The organism is Pseudoalteromonas sp. HL-AS1, from assembly GCF_031198785.1.
GTDB classification, from domain to species: Bacteria; Pseudomonadota; Gammaproteobacteria; order Enterobacterales; family Alteromonadaceae; genus Pseudoalteromonas; species Pseudoalteromonas distincta.
In genome coordinates this window covers 3,224,163-3,243,996 of sequence record NZ_CP133569.1, presented here as the reverse complement: position 1 = coordinate 3,243,996, position 19,834 = coordinate 3,224,163, and the positions used below count along the sequence as shown (strand labels likewise).

Here is a 19,834-nt window from a genome sequence, read left to right as displayed (position 1 = left end):
AGGCTATTGCTCGCGTGCAATAGCACGGTAAGCTATATCTGTACGATATTCCATACCATCCCAGCTAATTTGTTTAACAAGCTCATAGGCGCGTTGCTGCGCTTGCGTAACAGTGTTACCAAGTGCTGTTGCGCATAATACGCGACCGCCTGCGGTTACAACGTCATTGCCACTTTGTTTAGTACCCGCATGAAACACTTTTTCACCTGCAGGGTAATCCACTTTTAGCCCCGAAATAGCGTCACCTTTAGGGTAATCACCAGGGTAACCTTTAGCGGCAAGTACAACACCAACGGCTGCGCGTGGGTCAAACTCAATTGTTGTTTTATCAAGTTCTACACGGTTAGCAGCTTCAATCAATTCAACCAAATCTGATTGCAAACGTAGCATCATTGGTTGAGTTTCAGGATCGCCAAAGCGACAATTGTACTCAATTACTTTAGGGGTGCCTGTTTCGTCAATCATTAAACCTGCATATAAAAAGCCGGTGTACGGATGGCCTTCGCTTGCCATGCCTTCTACCGTAGGGTAGATCACTTCGTTCATAATACGCTGGTGGATTTCATCAGTAACAACTGGCGCGGGTGAGTATGCACCCATGCCACCCGTGTTAGGACCCGCATCGCCATTGTAAGCGCGTTTATGATCTTGACTGGTTGCAAATGGTAATACGTTTTTACCATCAACCATTACGATGAAAGACGCTTCTTCACCGTCTAAAAACTCTTCAATAACAACACGACTTCCCGCATCGCCAAAAGCATTACCCGCAAGCATATCGCGAATCGCTTCTTCGGCATCGGCCTCCGTCATGGCTACAATTACGCCTTTACCCGCAGCCAAACCATCTGCTTTTACAACAATTGGCGCGCCTTTCTCTTTTAAATAAGCAAGGGCAGGCTCAATTTGTTCAAACGTTTGGTAATCGCCCGTAGGGATTTTATGACGTGCTAAAAAGTCTTTAGTAAACGATTTCGAACCTTCAAGCTGAGCTGCGCCCGCCGTTGGTCCAAAAATAGCCATGTTATGTTCACGAAACTTATCAACAACACCCAGTACTAACGGTATTTCAGGACCTACAATAGTAAGCTCTACCTTATTTTGCTGTGCAAAATTAAGTAAACCATCTAAGTCGTCAACGTTTATTGCTACGTTTTCAAGTTTTGGTTCAAGTGCAGTACCTGCATTACCAGGGGCTACAAATACAGTATTTACTTTGGTGTTTTGAGCGGCTTTAAACGCAAGTGCGTGTTCGCGGCCGCCGCTGCCAATGACTAAAACATTCATGGCGAAAATTCCTATTTAAAGCGGTTTCTTAAATTTCAGCGTCATGCGGTCGCTTTCACCAATGGCTTTATATTTGTCAGCATCTTGTTCGCCGAGTCTTAAGCTTGGTGGTAGCGTCCATACACCTTTTGGGTGATCGGCTGTATCTTTTGGATTTGCATTTATTTCACTGCTTGCTACTAATTCAAACCCAGCTTGTTCAGCAAGGTCTACTACGTAGCTCTGCTTCATATAACCTGATGTTTTTTGATCTTCATCAGCACGTTCTTCAGCTAAACGGTGTTCAACTAAACCTAATGTACCACCTGGTTTAAGGGCTTTATAAAAAGCTTGGAATGCACTTAATGCACCGCTTTTATCTTTGCCCATATACCAGTTATGTACATTACGAAATGTTAAAACCATATCGGCACTGCCAGCTGGCGCAATATCTAAATGTGTTACAGGTGCAAATTCAGTAATTTTAACGCTACTAAAGCGCTCATCTTCAGCTACTTTTTGTTTAAAGCCTGCAAGAGAGCGCTGGTAGTAGCCAACTGATGAATCAGCAGGAAAGTGCGCGGCATAATAAGTGCCTTGCTCTTTTAATGCTGGCGCTAAAATTTCACTATACCAACCACCACCGGGTGCAATTTCAACAACTGTCATGGTTGGTTTAAAGCCAAAAAATGCAAGTGTTTGAGCTGGGTGACGATATTCATCACGAGCGCTGTTTTTAGCATTGCGTTCGCTTGATTGAAGTGCATGTTCAAGGCTTGATTTGTGGTTATGGCTAAGCGCCATAGTCGATGTCATCGTTAGTGTGGCTACAAGTAGCGATTTTAGCGCAAATTTCATTGTTTGTTCCTTCACATTATAATTTTAAATAGGTTATTGAATAATCAGAATACGTGAATTTATAGCAAACAAAAAGGGTTAAACCAACGTTTAACCCTTTGTGTGATTAGTGGCGGAAATGGCGCATACCAGTAAGTACCATTGCCATGCCAGCTTCATCAGCAGCTGCAATCACTTCTTCATCACGCATTGAGCCACCTGGCTGAATTACCGCAGTAATACCAGCGGCTGCTGCTGCGTCAATTCCATCACGGAATGGGAAGAATGCATCAGACGCCATAACTGAACCTTTAACTTCAAGGTTTTCGTCGGCAGCTTTTATGCCTGCAATTTTAGCTGAGTATACGCGGCTCATTTGGCCTGCGCCTACACCAATGGTCATACCGTCACGGGCATAAACAATTGCGTTTGATTTAACAAATTTAGCTACTTTCCAGCAAAATAGTAAATCTTTAAGTTCTTGCTCAGAAGGCTGGCGCTTAGAAACAACTTTTAAGTCGCCTTGCGTTACCATGCCTAAGTCGCGGTCTTGAACTAAAATACCGCCGTTAACGCGTTTAATATCTTGGCCTGCGGCTTTACCTGTCCACTGTCCACACTCTAATAGGCGCACGTTCTTTTTAGCTTCAACAATTTTTGCAGCGTCGCTCGAAATACTAGGTGCAATAATTACTTCAACAAACTGACGGTCAACAATTGCTTGTGCAGTTGCTGCATCTAGCTCTCGGTTAAAGGCAATAATGCCACCAAATGCTGATGTAGGGTCTGTTTTAAAAGCGCGCTCGTATGCTTGTAGAATGTTGTCGCCAATTGAAACACCACACGGATTAGCATGTTTTACAATTACGCACGCAGGTACGTCAAATTCTTTAACACATTCAAGTGCTGCATCGGTATCTGCAATGTTGTTAAACGAAAGGGCCTTACCTTGCAATTGAGTTGCTGTTGCAACTGATGCTTCAGCAATGTCACTTTCAACATAAAAAGCAGCATCTTGATGTGAGTTTTCACCGTAACGCATATCTTGCTTTTTAGTGAACTGCATATTGATAGTGCGTGGGAATTTAGTCTCTACAGCAGCTTCCTCGGTGTAATCAGGCACCATTTTACCGAAGTAGTTAGCAATCATGCCATCGTATTGTGCAGTGTGCTCGTAGGCGGCAATCGCTAAATCAAAACGTGTTTTGTACGTTGTTGAACCATTGTTGTTTTGCATTTCGCTAATAACACGGTCGTAGTCGCTCGCGTTTACCACGATTGTTACATCTTTGTGGTTTTTAGCTGCTGCACGAACCATTGTAGGGCCGCCAATATCAATATTTTCAATGGCATCTTCAAGGCTGCAGTTTTCTTGAGCGACTGTATTCGCAAAGGGGTATAAGTTAACTACAACTATGTCGATAGCAGAAATGTTGTTATCTGCCATTACGCTTTCATCTTGTCCGCGACGGGCTAATATGCCGCCGTGAATTTTTGGGTGAAGAGTTTTTACGCGACCATCCATGATTTCAGGGTGGCCTGTGTGATCTGATACTTCAGTCACTTTTATGGCGTTATCAGCAAGTAGTTTACATGTGCCGCCAGTTGATAAAATATCAACGCCTTGCGCTTCAAGTGCGCGGGCAAATTCAACAATACCGGTTTTATCAGACACACTTAATAGTGCGCGACGAATGGGACGATGAGTATCCATTGTAGTTTGATTTCCTCAGTTAATGAGCTAGCTTAGAAGCGGGCATTTTAACTGATTACTACTCAAAAAACGACTTATAAAGGCTCAATAAGCGTGAGCATTTTGCAATTTAGTTAATAAACTGTAGGCATAAAAAAAGCACCCTAAGGTGCTTTTTTTGCATAATACCAGTTGTATTGGATTAGTAAGTAGTAATAACGATAGAAGAACAAGTCTATAACAAGGCAAAAATTTTGCAGTGTAGTTATTCTACATAAAAAATTTTTAACGACGTTATGGGCTTGTTTAGCTCGTTAGAATACTTACGCTTTCAATATAATTGGTATTAGTTCATGCCGTATTTTTTAAGCTTTTTACGTAAAGTACCACGGTTGATACCTAGTAAAATTGCTGCACGAGTTTGGTTACCACGTGTATATGTCATTACTTCTTCAAGTAATGGCGCTTCTAGCTCTGAAAGAACAAGGTCGTAAACGTCTTGCACATCTTGACCGTTAAGCTGCTTTAAATAGTGGTGAACAGCTTTTTTTACTGCATCACGCAATGGCTGCGGTTTCTCGTGTGACTGAACATGAGGGTTAGTGATAAATGGAGAAGTCACGTTTTGTTCGAACATTATTAAGTCTCTTTCTTTCTTAGTTAGCTGCTAGTGTTTTAAAGTATTGCTCTAATGCGACGACCTGTGCCTGTGGGTTGTCGAGCGCATTAAATACTCGCCTAAACTGACCATCACTGTCATGGGTTTGCAAATACCAAGATACATGTTTGCGAGCAATTCGCGCTCCCATTGGCTCACCGTAAAACATATGGAGGTTTGTTAAATGCTCCATTAATATACTGCGCACCTCTGCAATAGCAGGTGGCTGTAAATGTTCCCCAGTTCGCAAATAGTGGTCTATCTCCCTAAATATCCAAGGGCGACCTTGGGCGGCTCGGCCAATCATAATGGCATCTGCACCCGTATAGTCTAAAACCTGTTTTGCTTTTTCTGGTGATGTAATATCACCATTGGCAACAACAGGAATCGACACTGAACGTTTTATATCCCTAATCGTGGCGTACTCAGCATCACCTTTGTACATACATGCGCGCGTACGCCCATGTACAGCAAGTGATGCAATGCCATAACGTTCAGCTATTCTCGCAATCTCTACACCATTACGGTTATCCGGATCCCATCCTGTACGGATTTTAAGTGTCACAGGTATATCAACAGCATTAACGACTGCATCAATAATCTCTTCCACAAGTTCAGGAAACTGTAATAAGGCAGAGCCTGCGAGTTTCTTGTTCACTTTTTTTGCTGGGCACCCCATATTGATATCTATGATCTGTGCACCATTAGCAACATTGAATTGTGCGGCCTGCGCCATAAGCTCAGGATCTGCTCCTGCAATTTGCACCGCGCGTATACCCGACTCACCGCTGTGATCCATACGGTTCATCGACTTTTCTGTTTTCCAAACCTTAGGATTTGACGATAGCATTTCAGACACAGCTAAGCCCGCACCTAAGCGTCGACAAAGTTGTCTGAATGGTCTGTCTGTAATGCCTGCCATTGGCGCGACAATTACATTATTCTCAAGTTGGTATTTACCGATACGCACTATATTCAATAGGCCTCTTTTCAAGGGGCGCTAAGTTTACGGTTTTTTTCACAAAAATCAAAGGCTATAAATTGAACAAAAGTAACTTTTTTTTGCCCTTTTCGTATTGACATTTGATAACCACATGACAAGTAGGTTGATTTGTTTGAAATTCATACAGATTTTATTTTTTACAAGATAACTAGAAAATTTTTGGATATGTAAAAAAATAGTAAAGCCTGTTAAATACAGGCTTTACATGCATGTTTTGAGTTAATGCTCTAGATTTGATTGTTCGATTTATTACGCTTTTTTAGTGCCACTTACTCGAGTCCAATCACCTTCAACGGCAATGTCATCTAGTTCAATGAACGGTGCATAAATGTCAGCAACCGATTGCGCTTGTTCTTCTAAAATACCCGACATGGCAATTTTACCACCTGGCTTTAATAACCCTAAAATCACACTATGTAATTCGCGAAGTGGCTGCGCTAAAATATTAGCCACTACTATATCTGCACTAAACTCAGGTTGGTTTTCTGGAAGGTATACTTCGAGTTTGTCTGCAACACCATTTCGGTTCGCGTTATCAAGGCTTGCTTCAAGCGCTTGAGGGTCAATATCTATCCCAATCATACGCTCTGCACCTAGTTTTATAGCTGCAATACCTAAAATGCCTGAACCACAACCAAAATCAACAACCGTTTTACCCGTCAGATCTTGGCTTTCTAACCATTTAAGGCACAAGGCCGTTGTTGCATGTGTGCCCGTGCCAAAAGCAAGGCCAGGGTCTAGCAATACATTTACAGCATCAGGGTCAGGAATATCGCGCCAGCTTGGGCAAATCCATAGTTTTTCGCCAAATTGAATAGGGTGGAAGTTATCCATCCATTCACGTTCCCAGTCTTTATCTTCAAGTTGCTCGATTTTGTATACTAAATTGTCTTTTAGCTCATCATGGCGCTTTAATAACGCAACGACTGCGTTCATATCATGATTAGCTTCGAACAAGCCAATAACTGTGGTATCAGCCCAGAACACAACGGTGCCAATTTTAGGCTCGTAGATAGGGGTGTCTTTTGCGTCAATAAAGGTTACTGAAGCACTACCAGCTTCCATTAATAGATCGCTTACGGCATCAGCTGTTGCAGCATTGGCATTAATACGAATTTGGATCCAAGCCATGGTTATTTCCTTCAAATAGAAAAAAGGCCGCTATAGCGGCCTTTTTAGTTTATATAGTAGCGCTAAATTATTTAGCGTCTAAAAAGCTTTTCAGTAAATCTGAGCGAGAAGGGTGGCGTAATTTACGCAGCGCTTTCGCTTCTATTTGACGAATACGTTCACGTGTTACGTCAAACTGTTTACCTACTTCTTCTAAGGTGTGGTCGGTATTCATATCAATACCAAAACGCATACGTAGTACTTTAGCTTCACGAGCTGTTAAGCCTGCAAGTACATCGTTAGTTGCGCCACGAAGAGATTCCATTGTTGCCGAATCGATTGGCGAATCAATAGTTGTATCTTCGATAAAGTCACCTAAGTGAGAATCTTCATCATCACCGATTGGTGTTTCCATTGAAATTGGCTCTTTAGCAATCTTAAGTACCTTACGGATTTTATCCTCAGGCATCATCATGCGTTCTGCTAATTCTTCTGGATTTGGCTCACGACCCATTTCTTGTAACATTTGACGAGAGATACGGTTAAGTTTATTAATCGTTTCAATCATATGTACAGGGATACGGATTGTTCTTGCTTGGTCAGCAATAGAGCGTGTGATTGCTTGACGTATCCACCACGTAGCATAAGTAGAGAACTTATAACCACGGCGATATTCAAACTTATCAACCGCTTTCATCAGGCCAATGTTACCTTCTTGGATTAAATCTAAGAATTGTAAACCACGGTTTGTGTATTTTTTAGCAATTGAGATTACAAGACGTAAGTTAGCTTCAACCATTTCTTTTTTCGCACGGCGTGCTTTCGCTTCACCTATGCTCATTCGACGGTTGATGTCTTTAATACGCTCAATGCTTAAACCTGTTGTTTGTTCAATAACAGATAATTTATTAATGCTACGAATGATTTCTGGCTTAACTTCTTCAAGTTTAGCTGAATACTTTTCGTTACCTGAAATTTCTAAATCAACCCAAGAAGCGTCAGTTTCGTTATTAGCAAAATGCTTAACGAATGTTTTCTTTGGTAATTTAGCAATTTGAACAGCTTGCTTCATGATTAGGCGTTCTTGAACACGAACACGATCCATCATTTCACGCATGTTATTTACCATGCGGTCAAACTGTTTAGGTATTAATTTAAATGTTCTGAAAAGCTCACCAATTTCAAAAATGGCTGCTTGTGATTCAGGATGCGAACGACCTTTAGCTTCAAACGTATCACGTGCTTTATTATATAAATCACGTAAATTTTCAAAATGAATACGAGCTTCTTCAGGATCTGGCCCTGTGTCTATCTCTTCTTCATCTTCATCATCGCTATCAGCATCATCTTTGTCACCTTTATCGTCGTCCTCAAGTTGCTTAGCACTTAATTCTGAACCGATGTTAGTTGCTGAAATTGGCGCTGTATCTTCATTAGGATCGATAAAGCCAACGATAATATCGCTTAAACGCATTTCTTCAGCTTCAAACTTATCCCACTGCTCTAGTAGGTAAGTGATTGCTTCAGGGTACTCTGCAACAGAAATCTGTACTTGATTAATGCCTTCTTCAATACGTTTAGCGATTACAATTTCGCCTTCACGTGTAAGAAGTTCAACAGTACCCATTTCGCGCATGTACATGCGAACTGGATCCGTTGTACGGCCGATTTCTTTTTCTACAGTCGCAAGGGCTGCAGCGGCAGCTTCAGCTGCGTCTTCGTCTGTCGTTGTTTCTTGCATCATTAATTCATCAGCATCAGGCGCGTTTTCGCTAACCTTGATACCCATGTCATTAATCATGCTTATGATATCTTCTACTTGATCTGAGTCTATAATGTCTTGTGGAAGGTGATCATTTACTTCTGCAAAAGTTAAGTAGCCTTGCTCTTTACCTTTCTGAATCAGAAGTTTTAATTGTGACTGAGGAGTTGGATCCATAGAGATTGTTTCTTCCACTCTGATAAGTTGATACAACAGGCGCCATCATGTAGTTTGCATTAAAGCTAACTAGAATAATGTGACGCAGTGAATAGCACAGTATAACAGTTTAAATCAATTTTGACTAGGGTCTGTTGGTCTTTCAGGATTAAAGTTTGTTCTATCCAAGGGGGGTTTAATCGCGGCGCGAGGTTTGTAACCTAGTGGGCTAAGTAAAAACCGAGCAACAAAGAATAAACCTCCCTTGGGTCGAACCCAAAGGGCAGCGCGTGTTTGGCATTTATGCTGCGTTATCGCCTATTTATGTGGAATAACCACACTACATAGGCTCTGTCTTGCCTAAATACCAAACACACTGCTGTAAACTTAACCTCGAAAGATAAACAGACCCTAGCTGTTAGTCGCTTTTAACGCTGTCATTAACAAATGACACTCAAGCCTTTCATCGCTACTAAGGCCTTGTGTCTTGTCCTTTATTAATAGGGTCTCGAGTCGATAATTTAAACACTGATCTTCAATAAACTTGAAAGTATTTTTAAAAACCGTCTCTAAACGTTCTTCATTTATCTCATGTTGCCACGTTGCAAGCTTGATTAATGGCTCGTAATCTTCAGTTCCTCGAAAAAACTCGAGCAGTTGCGCAGTGGTCACATTTTCTTTTTCTAAAGCTTGTTCTTGTAATCGTAATAACAGCCCTATGCCAGCAATGTTCATTTGTGCAAGCTCAGGTAAATACGGCACACTTTTAGCTAAATTAGGGTGCTGGATCAATATACCGATAGCTTGGCGCATAGGTGTTATTTTAAATTTACGTTCAATAGAGTGTTGTTGTTTAGGCGTTTTTAAACGGCTATTCAACTGCTCACGCGTTCTGCCAATTAAGCGTCCTAATTGTTCAAGAATGTTTTCTTGATAAAACTCACTTGGAATTTTTTCAATTAGTGGAAGTGCTGCACTAAGAAGTTTAGCTTTTCCTGAATCGAGTGTTAAATCAACCTCTTGGCTTAATTTATTAAACAATACTTTGGTAAAGTCATCTGCTTGGCTTAGGCGCAATTCGAATTGCTCCTTACCTTCTTTTTGTACAAGCGAGTCAGGGTCTTCGCCATCTGGTAAAAATGCAAATTGTAGTGCTTTACCATCGTTTAAATAAGGGAGTGCATTTTCAAGTGCCCGCCAAGCAGCGTCACGGCCAGCCCTGTCGCCATCGTAACAACAGATTACTTTATCAGTAGTTCTAAATAAAGTGTGCATGTGCTCGCTTGTTGTTGCTGTCCCCAGTGATGCAACTGCATATTCAATCCCTTGTTCAGCTAAGGCAACAACATCCATATAACCTTCAACAATCATTACATGATCAAGTTTTTTATGGGCTTGCTTTGCTTCGTAAAGCCCATAAAGCTCAAAGCCTTTATGGAAAATTCGGGTTTCTGGCGAGTTTAGATATTTTGGCCCTTGGTCGGCTTGCATTACACGCCCACCAAATGCAATAACGCGTCCGCGTTTATCGCGAATAGGGAACATTAGGCGATCGCGGAAAAAATCAAATTGTCTGCCTGGTGTTTTTTCTGAAGCTAGCTTTAGCTCAACCAATTGCTCTTTTTGTTCTTTATTACGACCAAGCTGTAGGCATAGCCCATCCCATTCACTGGGAGCGTAGCCAATCATAAATTTTTTAACAGTTTCACCGCTTAAACCACGGCCTTTAACATACTCAATAACAGCAGCAGAATTACTATGGTGTTTTAATTGGTGCTGATAAAAGCGAGCAGTATGAAGCATTAAGTCGTAATCGGAGCGCTTTTGCGCAGCCGTACGCTCTGGTGCTGAGTTTGCGCCTTGTTCTCGAGGTACTTCTAAGTTAAGCATGCTAGCTATTTCTTCAATAGCATCTACAAACTCTAGCTTTTCGTACTCCATTACAAACGAAATAGCATTACCATTAGCGCCACACCCAAAGCAGTGATAAAACTGTTTGTCTTGCGATACAGTAAATGAGGGAGATTTTTCGTTATGAAATGGGCAGCAAGCTTGATAATCCTTACCTGCTTTTTTTAGACCTACTTTTGAGTCTATCAGGTCGACAATATCGGTTCTGGCAAGTAAATCGTCTATAAAGTTACGTGGGATCTTTCCGGCCATTAGTAAAATACAGTCCTGAAATAATAAGAAGAAGAACGAATATGAAATTTACTTTTTTATACTTGCTTGATGCAAAATATAGTGTGCTTTAACTTACCAAAATGACAGCGAAATAAATAGGGAAGCTATAAAAAATTTCATTTTAAAGCAACCTAATCGGTGTACTTTTTATTAAAGTTAAAAACAAAGAAACCGAGCGCTAGGCTCGGTTTACTTCAATCATACTTTGATGTATGTGGGAGTATTAGGCAGTTAATCGTTGCTTAATTAAACCAGAAATCTTACCCATATCGGCTCGACCTTCAGCTTTGCTTTTGATTATACCCATTACTTTACCCATGTCTTGCATACCTGCTGCATTAGTATCAGCAATAGCCGCGTCAATGAGAGCAATTATTTCTTCTTCACTCAATTGTTGAGGTAAAAAAGTTTCAAGCGCTACTATTTCATTGGCTTCAATATCAGCTAAATCATCACGCCCAGCATCTTTGTACTGAGTGTAAGAGTCACGACGTTGTTTAACAAGCTTCACTATAACGGAGGTAATACCTGCGTCGTCTAGTGTTATTTGCTCGTCAATTTCACGTTGCTTGATTGCAGCAAGTACCATACGAATAGGGTTAAGACGTTGCTTGTCTTTAGCTCTCATCGCATCTTTTTGCGCATCTTTTAGCGTTATTAAAAGGCTCATTTATACAAGACCTAATATATTAGTATAATTTAACGCGACGAGCGTTATCACGAGAAAGTTTTTTCATGTGACGTTTAACTGCAGCAGCTTTTTTACGCTTACGCTCAGCTGTTGGTTTTTCATAGTGCTCGCGACGACGAACTTCTGAAAGGATTCCTGCTTTTTCACATGAACGCTTGAAGCGACGAAGTGCTACGTCAAACGGTTCGTTCTCTCTTACTTTAATTACTGGCATTAAAAATTCACCTACCTAAATTATGAGCGTTGCTCAAGTTGATCAAACATTGATCAAGTGGTTCAAAAATGGTGCGGTATTGTAATCCGAAGCAACACCACATGTAAAGGACAATATTAACAGAAACGCATTACGTTAAACAGTATTAATTTGCTTGGCGCTGGTACAGTTGGCAAAGTACTTGCCCCGCCTTTTTTTCTTTAATTAACAACCAGTTGGTTGGCGTTTCCAAGGTGGCTAGCTCTGCCTCTACTTCAACATAAATTAATGCGTCGTTGCTTAACCATTGGTTTTTTTCTAATAAATCGCAGGTTGTTTGCGCTAAATCTTTACGAAATGGTGGGTCAACAAATACAAGATTAAAGGCTTCGTTTGTGTTTTTTTGCTCTAAAAAGGAGAGCGAATTGGTATGTTTAACGTATGCGTTGTCGAGCTTTAAAGTGCTAATATTTTGTTCTAATTGTTTAGCAGCTAATGAGTCGAGCTCGATAAATGTAGCGCTTTTAGCAAATCGTGATAGCGCTTCAAATCCCAATCCACCAGAACCGGCAAAACAATCAAGTACATTTGCGTCACGCGTATCTTGCATTAGCCAATTAAATACAGTTTCTTTAATTCGATCGGTAGTAGGTCTCAAGCCTTCTACGTTTTTAACAGGGAGTTTACGGCCTCGAAACTGACCACTAATCACTCTAATAAAGCCATCACTGGGCTTGTTAGTAGCTTTATTTTGCGTTGTTTTTTTTCTCATTTAGCTCACTAAAAAATGGTATATGGTATCTAGCTCAGATAATATTATGGGCGATTACGTGTAGCTTCATTTTTCAACCGCATTAAAAGTGTTACTATTGAACACTTACGTTTTGAATGGTTGTATTTATTAGCAACTATTGCTGGGCATTGCCAAGCTATTTCAAATTTTAGTTTATCAGATTTTTATAAGTGGTTATTAGCAAGTATGACAAAAAAAAGTAAATTCATGTCGTGGCTCGGTTTTGGCAAGTCAGATAAAAAAGAAGCAGAGCAAAAAGCAGCAGCTGATAAACAACAAGTATTAGCGCAAGAAGAGGCGCAGAAGCTAGAGCAAGAAAAACTAGCGCAGCAAGCTGAAGCTGAACGTATAAAAGCTAAGGCTGAAACAGAGCGCTTAGAGCAAGAAAAACTAGCGCAGGAGCAAGCTGAAGCTGAACGGTTAAAAGCAGAGGCTGAAACAGAGCGTTTAGAACAAGAACGCCAGCGTGCTGAAAACGCGGAAAAGATTGCCATTGAGCAGGCCAATGCTGAATTGCTTGCAAAACAGCAAGCAGATGCCGAGGTGCAAAGACAAGAACATGCGCAACGTTTAGCCGATCAAGAAAAAGAGATGCGCTTAGAGCAAGAACGATTAGCGGCAGAAAAAGTAGAGGCTGAGCGACTAGAGCAAATACGCCTTGAAAAACAAGATGAGGCAATCAAAGCCGAAAAGCTTGCAATAGAGCAAGCGAATGCTGAGTTATTAGCAAAAGAACAAGCGGATGCTGAAGCTCAAAGGCAAGAGCAAGCGAAGCGCTTAGCAGAACAAGAAGCGCAGATGCTTTTAGAGCAAGAACGCATTGCGGCTGAAAAAGCAGAAAATGAGCGCTTAGAGCAAGTACGTATTGCAGCTGAAAAAGCAGAAAATGAACGTTTAGAGCAAGAACGCCTTGCAGCTGAAAAAGCAGAAAATGAACGTTTAGAGCAAGAACGCCTTGCAGCTGAACAAGCAGAGAATGAACGATTAGAGCAAGAACGCCTTGCAGCTGAACAAGCAGAAAATGAGCGTTTAGAGCAAGAACGTATTGCAGCTGAAGAAGTAGAAAATGAGCGTTTAGAACAAGAACGCCTTGCAGCTGAAAAAGCAGAAAATGAGCGTTTAGAACAAGAACGTATCACAGCAGAACTTGCAATTGAAGAAGCTAAAAAAGCCGAAAAGCCAAAAAAAGAAGGGTTTTTCTCTCGCCTTAAAAAAGGCTTGTTAAAGACTCGCGTTAATATAGGTTCTGGTTTTGCGTCTATTTTTAGTGGAAAAAAAATAGACGACGAATTATTTGAAGATCTTGAAACTCAATTACTCACCGCCGATTTAGGCGTTGATACTACCATGAAGTTGATTGATCGTTTAACTGATGCAGCGAACCGTAAACAGTTAAAAGATGGTGATGCGCTTTATGAGTTAATGAAACAAGAAATGGCTGCGATGCTTAAAACGGCAGAACAGCCTTTAGTCATAAGCGAAGATAAAAAGCCGTTTGTTATTTTAATGGTAGGCGTAAATGGTGTTGGTAAAACAACGACTATTGGTAAAATGGCTAAGCAATTTCAAAACGAAGGTAAGTCGGTTATGCTGGCTGCTGGTGATACGTTTAGAGCGGCAGCTGTTGAGCAGCTTCAGGTTTGGGGTGAACGTAACAGCATTCCCGTTATTGCACAGCATACAGGTGCAGATAGTGCATCAGTTGTGTTTGATGCATTCCAAGCGGCTAAAGCACGTAATATAGATGTGTTAATTGCTGATACAGCTGGGCGCTTGCAAAATAAAGATAATTTAATGCAAGAGCTTGAAAAAATAGCTCGTGTAATGAAAAAGATTGATCCTGATGCGCCGCACGAAGTGATGCTAACTATCGATGCAGGCACAGGGCAAAATGCAATTAGCCAAGTAAACCTGTTTAATCAATGTGTTGGTTTAACTGGTATTACGCTTTCAAAACTTGATGGAACTGCAAAGGGTGGTGTTATTTTTGCGGTTGCAGATAAGTTTAATATTCCAATTCGTTACATTGGTGTTGGTGAAGGTATTGATGATTTACGCGCTTTTAAAAGCGATGATTTTATTGATGCGTTATTTAGCCAAGATGAGGACGACGTTTAATTTACCAAAAAAGGGAGCTAGCTCCCTTTTTAATTGCGAGGAATACTAATTTCATTAATGTGTTAATGGAGTTGGCATAATAAAAAGATGATAAATTTTCAGCAAGTAAGTAAGACCTATCCTGGAGGGCACCGCGCCCTCGAAAAAGTTAATTTTCATATTAAACCGGGTGAACTTGCCTTTTTAACTGGCCACAGTGGTGCGGGTAAAAGTACGTTGCTTAAGTTAATTAGCTTAATGGAACGTCCTTCAGCAGGTAGTGTATTTATCAACGGTGTTGATTTAAACAAAGTAAACTCGCGTCAAATTCCTTATGCTCGTCGTGATATAGGTATTATTTTTCAAAATCATAGGTTATTAGAGCGCTATACTATTTTTGATAACGTGGCATTACCTCTCATTATTGAGGGGACTCACCATAAGCAAATAGCTAAACGGGTCCATGGCGCGCTTGACAAGGTAGGCCTAATTGACAAAGTGAAATGTCATCCTTCAATGCTATCTGGAGGCGAGCAACAACGTGTTGGTATTGCCAGAGCTATTGTAAACTCCCCACCAATTTTACTAGCTGATGAACCAACAGGTAATCTTGACCCAGAGCTTTCAATGGAAATACTCAAGTTGTTTGAAGACTTTAATAAACACGGTACCACTGTTCTTATCGCAACGCATGATTTGGGTTTGGTTGCACGTATGAAGTACCGTAGCTTAACCTTAAAAGATGGCCGTATGCTTCAAGACCCGCTTGCTGAGGGGGCACTATGAGTTTACTTTTTAAAGGTCGCCAAAATAGTAATGACAAGCAAAAAAAATCCGTATTAGCTGGCAGTTATTTTTTTATTATTAATATTTTTCGCCAAGGTGTGCATAGCTTAGGTGAAATGTGGCGCACGCCGCTTGCATCTATGATGACTATCGCTGTACTTGGTTTGAGCCTAACGTTACCTGCAACACTTTACTTAGTCGTTAAAAACGTACAGCAAGTGAGTAGTGGCTTTGAAGAGGCGAGTGAAATATCGTTGTTCGTTAAAGAAAGTATGAACGAGCAAGAAACGCAAACATTAGTAAAGCGTTTAGCACTTTACCCAGAAGTGGAAAGTGTTGAGTTTATTTCAAAACAACAGGCATTAACTGAATTTAAAGACGTATCTGGCTTTGGGCAAGCTTTGGAGTATTTAGATAAAAATCCATTACCGGATGTGGTGCTCGTTACTCCAACAAAACGTCACAGACACCCAAATGCCGCTAAAGTACTGCTAACTAAATTAGAAAGTGAACGTGAAGTTGATTTTGGTAAGCTCGATATAGCCTGGTTAGAGCGTTTAAATGCATTACTAGATTTACTTAAAGAAAGTGTAATAACCATCGCATTATTACTACTTACCTCAGTGACACTTATTATTGGTAACACCATTCGTTTGTCGATCATGGATAAAAAAGAAGAAATACAAGTAATGAAGCTAGTAGGCGCAACGAACACCTTTATACATGCCCCATTTTTGTGGACCGGTATTTGGTATGGTGTAATAGGTGGTTTGTTTGCCTTTATATGCGTAGGTTTGATGATGTGGTGGCTTTCAAGCGCAGTGAGCAGTGTGGCGGGGGTGTATCAAACAAGTTTTTCGTTAATAGGATTATCGCTTAATGAACTCGGCTTTTTAGTGTTACTAGCAACAAGCTTAGGATTTGTAGGATCGTACCTTTCTGTAAATCGATATATTAAAGAAATAGAACCCGATAAAGTATAAAAACCCCTGCAAACTATAAGTGAACCAACCCAGCTTGATATGCGTAACGTATCGGACTGGGTTGTACCTCCCGTTATTAAAACTGTCATATTTGTGTACTATCCTCCCATAAAGTAATGAGTTGTAAATAAGGTGATGCGGTTAGGTTAATTGGCTGCAATCCCTCAATTCATCACTTATTCAGTCGCTTGTAGTAGACTAAACACATACTAAAAACTGCTTGATTTATACTTTTAAAAAGTTTTAAATTGGGGTTAGCACTCTTAGAGAAAGAGTGCTAAGATAGTTTCAAATGTTTATCACCGAGGTGAAAAATGAGTAAAGATTTATACGCAATGGCACTTACAGTCGGACAACAAAGCGCAAGCATGGACGGTTACCTTCAAGCGGTAAGCACTATTCCTATGCTTAAAGTTGAACAAGAGCAAGAACTTGCTAAAAGACTTCAGGAAGAAGGCGATCTTAGTGCTGCCAAGCAACTCATTATGTCGCATTTACGCTTTGTAGCACATATTGCTAAAAGCTACTCGGGATACGGCTTACCACAAGCTGACCTTATTCAAGAAGGTAATATAGGCCTGATGAAAGCGGTTAAACGTTTTGACCCTACAGTGGGTGTACGTTTAGTGTCGTTTGCAGTGCATTGGATTAAAGCCGAAATTCACGAGTTTGTTCTTAAAAACTGGCGCATAGTTAAAGTTGCAACCACTAAGGCGCAACGTAAATTGTTTTTTAATCTTCGTAAAAACAAAAAGCGTTTAGGCTGGTTCAACCAAGCTGAGGTTAGCACTGTTGCTAGCGAGCTAGGTGTGAGTGAAAAAGAAGTACGTGAAATGGAATCGCGCATGAGCGGCCAAGACATGGGCTTTGACCTAACTGGTGACGACAACGACGATGCACCAACAAGTACATACTCTCCAGTACAGTATTTAACAGATGGCGCAGCAGACTTAGCTGACGACGTTGAACAAGAGCAGTGGAAAGAGCAAGCGCATACTCGTTTATTTAGCGCACTTAAAACACTAGATGAACGTTCACAAGATATTGTTAGCGCACGTTGGTTGTCTGATGATAAAGCAACCCTTCAGGAGCTTGCACAAAAGTATAGTGTATCTGCTGAGCGTGTTCGTCAGCTTGAAAAAACAGCGATGAAAAAGTTACAAAGCGCTATGAGCTGATATTGCTCAGCAGCAAATTTAAAAAGCCCTGCATGAAAATGCGGGGCTTTTTGCTTTTGAGCAGGTTGGTTTGAGCGAAGCGAAACCCAACGATAAAATATCTAATTAAGTAATACCGATACTCTGCATTATTAAATGGTTATACCAATCCGCAATAATACTTAATGATTTTACGGGGCTAAACGTGTCGCTACCTGCGTTAAAAAATTCTCATTTAGAACAACTGAATAGCGAATTTTTTGCCTAGCTATCAACACGTTTTTCCGCCCTCAAAATAGACCACTTAATTAAGCGAATTGGTATTAGTTTATTATTCGGATATAGCATTATTTAAAGCTTATATTACCGAGCACTCACTCCTTTTCCCTCAGCATGCGCTAACTGAATGTACTTACGTTCAACTAATTGCGAAACCGGTACGAGCTCAAAACCTTGCTTAGTTAGCTCTGGTAAGGCATGGCGTAAAAATTCGATGGTTTCAGGGTAGGGATGAGCAATTGCAATGGCAAAATTGTGATCGGTTGCTTGTTGTTTTAATTCATCAAACCTTAACTGCAATTGTTCTGGTGTAGTTATATTGTCTAAAAACACTTGGCGACTAATATTAGCAACACCCAAAAAGTTAGCAGCATTTTGTGCCTGGCTCAAATCGGTTGTGCGACTATCTAAAAAATATAAATGACGCTTTTTAAGTACTTCCATTGTCCACTTCATAGCTTGGCTTTTTTGCGTAAGCGCTGAGCCCATGTGGTTATTAACGCCTTTAACTTGCGGTAAACTAGCGAGAGCTGTTCCAAGAGTTTGCTGAAGCTGCTCTTTATTCATATTTAAAGTAAGCGCACCAGGCCCTAGTTCTTTACCGTTAAGTGCCTGCATGGGTATATGAAGCAATAACTCTTTATTTGATTGACTAGCAAGTGTTGCAAAAATTTGCGAATAAGGGGTATGGGGCAAAATTGAATACGACAATTGCCCAGGTAAGGAAAGGAACTCTAAGTCCCGTTGATGATAGCCTATATCGTCTATCACTATTGCTATTTGCTTGGCGCTAATTGTTGCAGAGCTAAAACAAATAGCTAATGTTAGCCATTTTATTATTTTCACGTTTATAGTTTTTATTATCTTTTTAGCTTTATTTATACAGCTTATACAAGCTATTGCATGCTAAGTAATTGTTTGGCTTTAACCAACTGTAAATCGGTTAGATTACCAGTAAGTAATTGCGCATTATTGTTAGTGTGTTCATTTTTTATTATAACGGCTTTATTACTTTGTGAAAGGTTTGTTTGATTAACCGCCACATCTGGGGTTATTCCTATTCCATCAATCGATTTACCTAACGGTGTGAAGTATTTCGCTGTGGTGAGCTTTAATGCGGTATTGCCATCACCGAGTGGAATGAGTGATTGTACAGAGCCTTTCCCAAAAGATTGGCTGCCAACAATGGTTGCTCGGTTATTATCTTTAAGTGCTGCTGCAAGTATTTCGGCTGCAGAGGCTGAATTTTCGTTTATAAGCACAACTATGGGCGCATTTTTTAGAATGTCTCCACGCTTTGCATAAAATGCTTGGTTAGCATCGTAAAAACGTCCTTTAGTCGTCACTATAGTGCCACTTTGTAAAAATAGGTCTGATACAGCCACTGCGCTTTGTAATGTCCCCCCTGGGTTATCACGTAAATCAATTACTAAGCCTTTAAGTGGGTAGCCAAAATGGCTTTGCAGGGCGGCAACTTGTAGTGCAACTTCATGTAATGTGTGGTTAGAAAAGTTATTGATAGCTATGTAGCCAGTTCCAAAATCTAAAAGTTCGCTTGTTACACTTTCGAGGTTTATTTGGCGACGTGTAACATGAAAAGTGAGTGGGTTTTTATTGTTATCGCGATTTACAATTATATCTATATTCGAAAATTCACTGTCTCTTATTAGTGTTGCTATTTCGTCGATAGTACGATTTTGAGCTGCATTGTTGTTTACACTTACAATAATATCGCCTGGTAAAATACCTGCTGCTTTTGCGGGCGAATTATTAACCACGTTAACAATAGTCATATTCTCGTCTATGTTTTTAACTTCTATACCAATACCTGTGTAACGACCATTTGTGTTATCAAATAATGAGGCTAACTCATACTCATTTAAGTACTTAGAATAGGAGTCGAGTTTTGAATATAAACGCTCAAACTGCTGGTTGTTATATTTAATATGGTGGCTATTTTGTAAGGTGAGATCTTCAACGTAATAGGTATGAATGTTAAAGAGTATTTCGTCTATTTGTTGTCTTTTAAGATCTTTAATTGAGCTTGCTAGTGCATTACTAGTAAAGGTAATTAGGGTTAGTAATACAAGCAAGTACAGACTTATATAAAAGTCTGCACTTTTTTTATTAACGGTATTTATTGTGTGTTTTTTAGTTGTCATCAGCTGCTCCAGGGCGGTGCAGCG

General features: G+C 40.4%; 17 protein-coding genes. 4 read left to right on the top strand and 13 right to left on the bottom strand.

Features of this window, described 5'->3' with window-relative positions:
• Positions 1-3: 3 nt before the first annotated feature.
• The 11 genes from purD to rsmD all read right to left on the bottom strand — a co-directional run bounded on the left by purD (position 4) and on the right by rsmD (position 12,325).
• The gene (purD, locus tag RB214_RS15025) at positions 4-1,287 is read right to left on the bottom strand and encodes a phosphoribosylamine--glycine ligase (RefSeq protein WP_165744701.1); all 1,284 of its coding nucleotides are present in this window, start codon (positions 1,285-1,287) and stop codon (positions 4-6) included.
• A gap of 15 nt (positions 1,288-1,302) precedes the next feature.
• A complete protein-coding gene (locus tag RB214_RS15020; protein WP_309167708.1) occupies positions 1,303-2,124 on the bottom strand; it encodes a methyltransferase in 822 nt (273 codons plus the stop codon).
• A gap of 106 nt (positions 2,125-2,230) precedes the next feature.
• On the bottom strand, positions 2,231-3,817 hold the full coding sequence (gene purH, locus RB214_RS15015) for a bifunctional phosphoribosylaminoimidazolecarboxamide formyltransferase/IMP cyclohydrolase (protein ID WP_309167707.1): 1,587 nt from the start codon (positions 3,815-3,817) through the stop codon (positions 2,231-2,233).
• A gap of 325 nt (positions 3,818-4,142) precedes the next feature.
• On the bottom strand, positions 4,143-4,433 hold the full coding sequence (gene fis, locus RB214_RS15010) for a DNA-binding transcriptional regulator Fis (RefSeq protein WP_002957804.1): 291 nt from the start codon (positions 4,431-4,433) through the stop codon (positions 4,143-4,145).
• Positions 4,434-4,452: 19 nt separating this feature from the next.
• On the bottom strand, positions 4,453-5,424 hold the full coding sequence (dusB, locus tag RB214_RS15005; RefSeq protein WP_024603689.1) for a tRNA dihydrouridine synthase DusB: 972 nt from the start codon (positions 5,422-5,424) through the stop codon (positions 4,453-4,455).
• Positions 5,425-5,706: 282 nt separating this feature from the next.
• Positions 5,707-6,588: a 50S ribosomal protein L11 methyltransferase gene (gene prmA, locus RB214_RS15000; protein WP_002957801.1), complete on the bottom strand. Its 882-nt coding sequence runs from the start codon at positions 6,586-6,588 to the stop codon at positions 5,707-5,709.
• Positions 6,589-6,655: 67 nt separating this feature from the next.
• The gene (gene rpoD / locus RB214_RS14995; protein WP_309167706.1) at positions 6,656-8,506 is read right to left on the bottom strand and encodes an RNA polymerase sigma factor RpoD; all 1,851 of its coding nucleotides are present in this window, start codon (positions 8,504-8,506) and stop codon (positions 6,656-6,658) included.
• 390 nt (positions 8,507-8,896) lie between these two features.
• Complete coding sequence (gene dnaG, locus RB214_RS14990; protein WP_165744708.1) at positions 8,897-10,648, bottom strand: DNA primase; 1,752 nt, start codon at positions 10,646-10,648, stop codon at positions 8,897-8,899.
• Between the two features lie 244 nt (positions 10,649-10,892).
• On the bottom strand, positions 10,893-11,339 hold the full coding sequence (locus RB214_RS14985; RefSeq protein WP_007376027.1) for a GatB/YqeY domain-containing protein: 447 nt from the start codon (positions 11,337-11,339) through the stop codon (positions 10,893-10,895).
• A 19-nt stretch (positions 11,340-11,358) separates the two neighbouring features.
• Positions 11,359-11,574 carry a 30S ribosomal protein S21 gene (gene rpsU, locus RB214_RS14980; protein WP_002957797.1) on the bottom strand — a complete coding sequence of 72 codons (216 nt, stop codon included), beginning with the start codon at positions 11,572-11,574 and terminating at the stop codon, positions 11,359-11,361.
• A gap of 145 nt (positions 11,575-11,719) precedes the next feature.
• A complete protein-coding gene (gene rsmD, locus RB214_RS14975) occupies positions 11,720-12,325 on the bottom strand; it encodes a 16S rRNA (guanine(966)-N(2))-methyltransferase RsmD (RefSeq protein WP_165744710.1) in 606 nt (201 codons plus the stop codon).
• Positions 12,326-12,532: 207 nt separating this feature from the next.
• On the opposite strand from rsmD, the gene ftsY reads away from it, so the two are divergent.
• The 4 genes from ftsY to rpoH all read left to right on the top strand — a co-directional run bounded on the left by ftsY (position 12,533) and on the right by rpoH (position 17,390).
• A complete protein-coding gene (ftsY, locus tag RB214_RS14970) occupies positions 12,533-14,464 on the top strand; it encodes a signal recognition particle-docking protein FtsY (protein WP_309167705.1) in 1,932 nt (643 codons plus the stop codon).
• Between the two features lie 87 nt (positions 14,465-14,551).
• On the top strand, positions 14,552-15,229 hold the full coding sequence (gene ftsE / locus RB214_RS14965; protein WP_002957793.1) for a cell division ATP-binding protein FtsE: 678 nt from the start codon (positions 14,552-14,554) through the stop codon (positions 15,227-15,229).
• Positions 15,226-16,212 (top strand): permease-like cell division protein FtsX, encoded by a 987-nt coding sequence (ftsX, locus tag RB214_RS14960; protein WP_165744576.1) that lies wholly within the window; start codon positions 15,226-15,228, stop codon positions 16,210-16,212. Before ftsE ends, ftsX begins: the two co-directional genes overlap by 4 nt.
• 314 nt (positions 16,213-16,526) lie before the next feature.
• Positions 16,527-17,390: an RNA polymerase sigma factor RpoH gene (gene rpoH / locus RB214_RS14955; RefSeq protein WP_002957791.1), complete on the top strand. Its 864-nt coding sequence runs from the start codon at positions 16,527-16,529 to the stop codon at positions 17,388-17,390.
• Positions 17,391-17,732: 342 nt separating this feature from the next.
• On the opposite strand, the gene RB214_RS14950 is transcribed toward rpoH, so the two are convergent.
• Together RB214_RS14950 and RB214_RS14945 are read right to left on the bottom strand one after the other, a co-directional pair.
• Positions 17,733-18,494, bottom strand: coding sequence for a divergent polysaccharide deacetylase family protein (locus RB214_RS14950; RefSeq protein ID WP_309167704.1), 762 nt, complete (start codon positions 18,492-18,494; stop codon positions 17,733-17,735).
• A gap of 50 nt (positions 18,495-18,544) precedes the next feature.
• Positions 18,545-19,810, bottom strand: a complete 1,266-nt coding sequence (locus tag RB214_RS14945) for a S41 family peptidase (protein ID WP_309167703.1) — start codon at positions 19,808-19,810, stop codon at positions 18,545-18,547.
• Between the last annotated feature and the right edge of the window lie 24 nt (positions 19,811-19,834).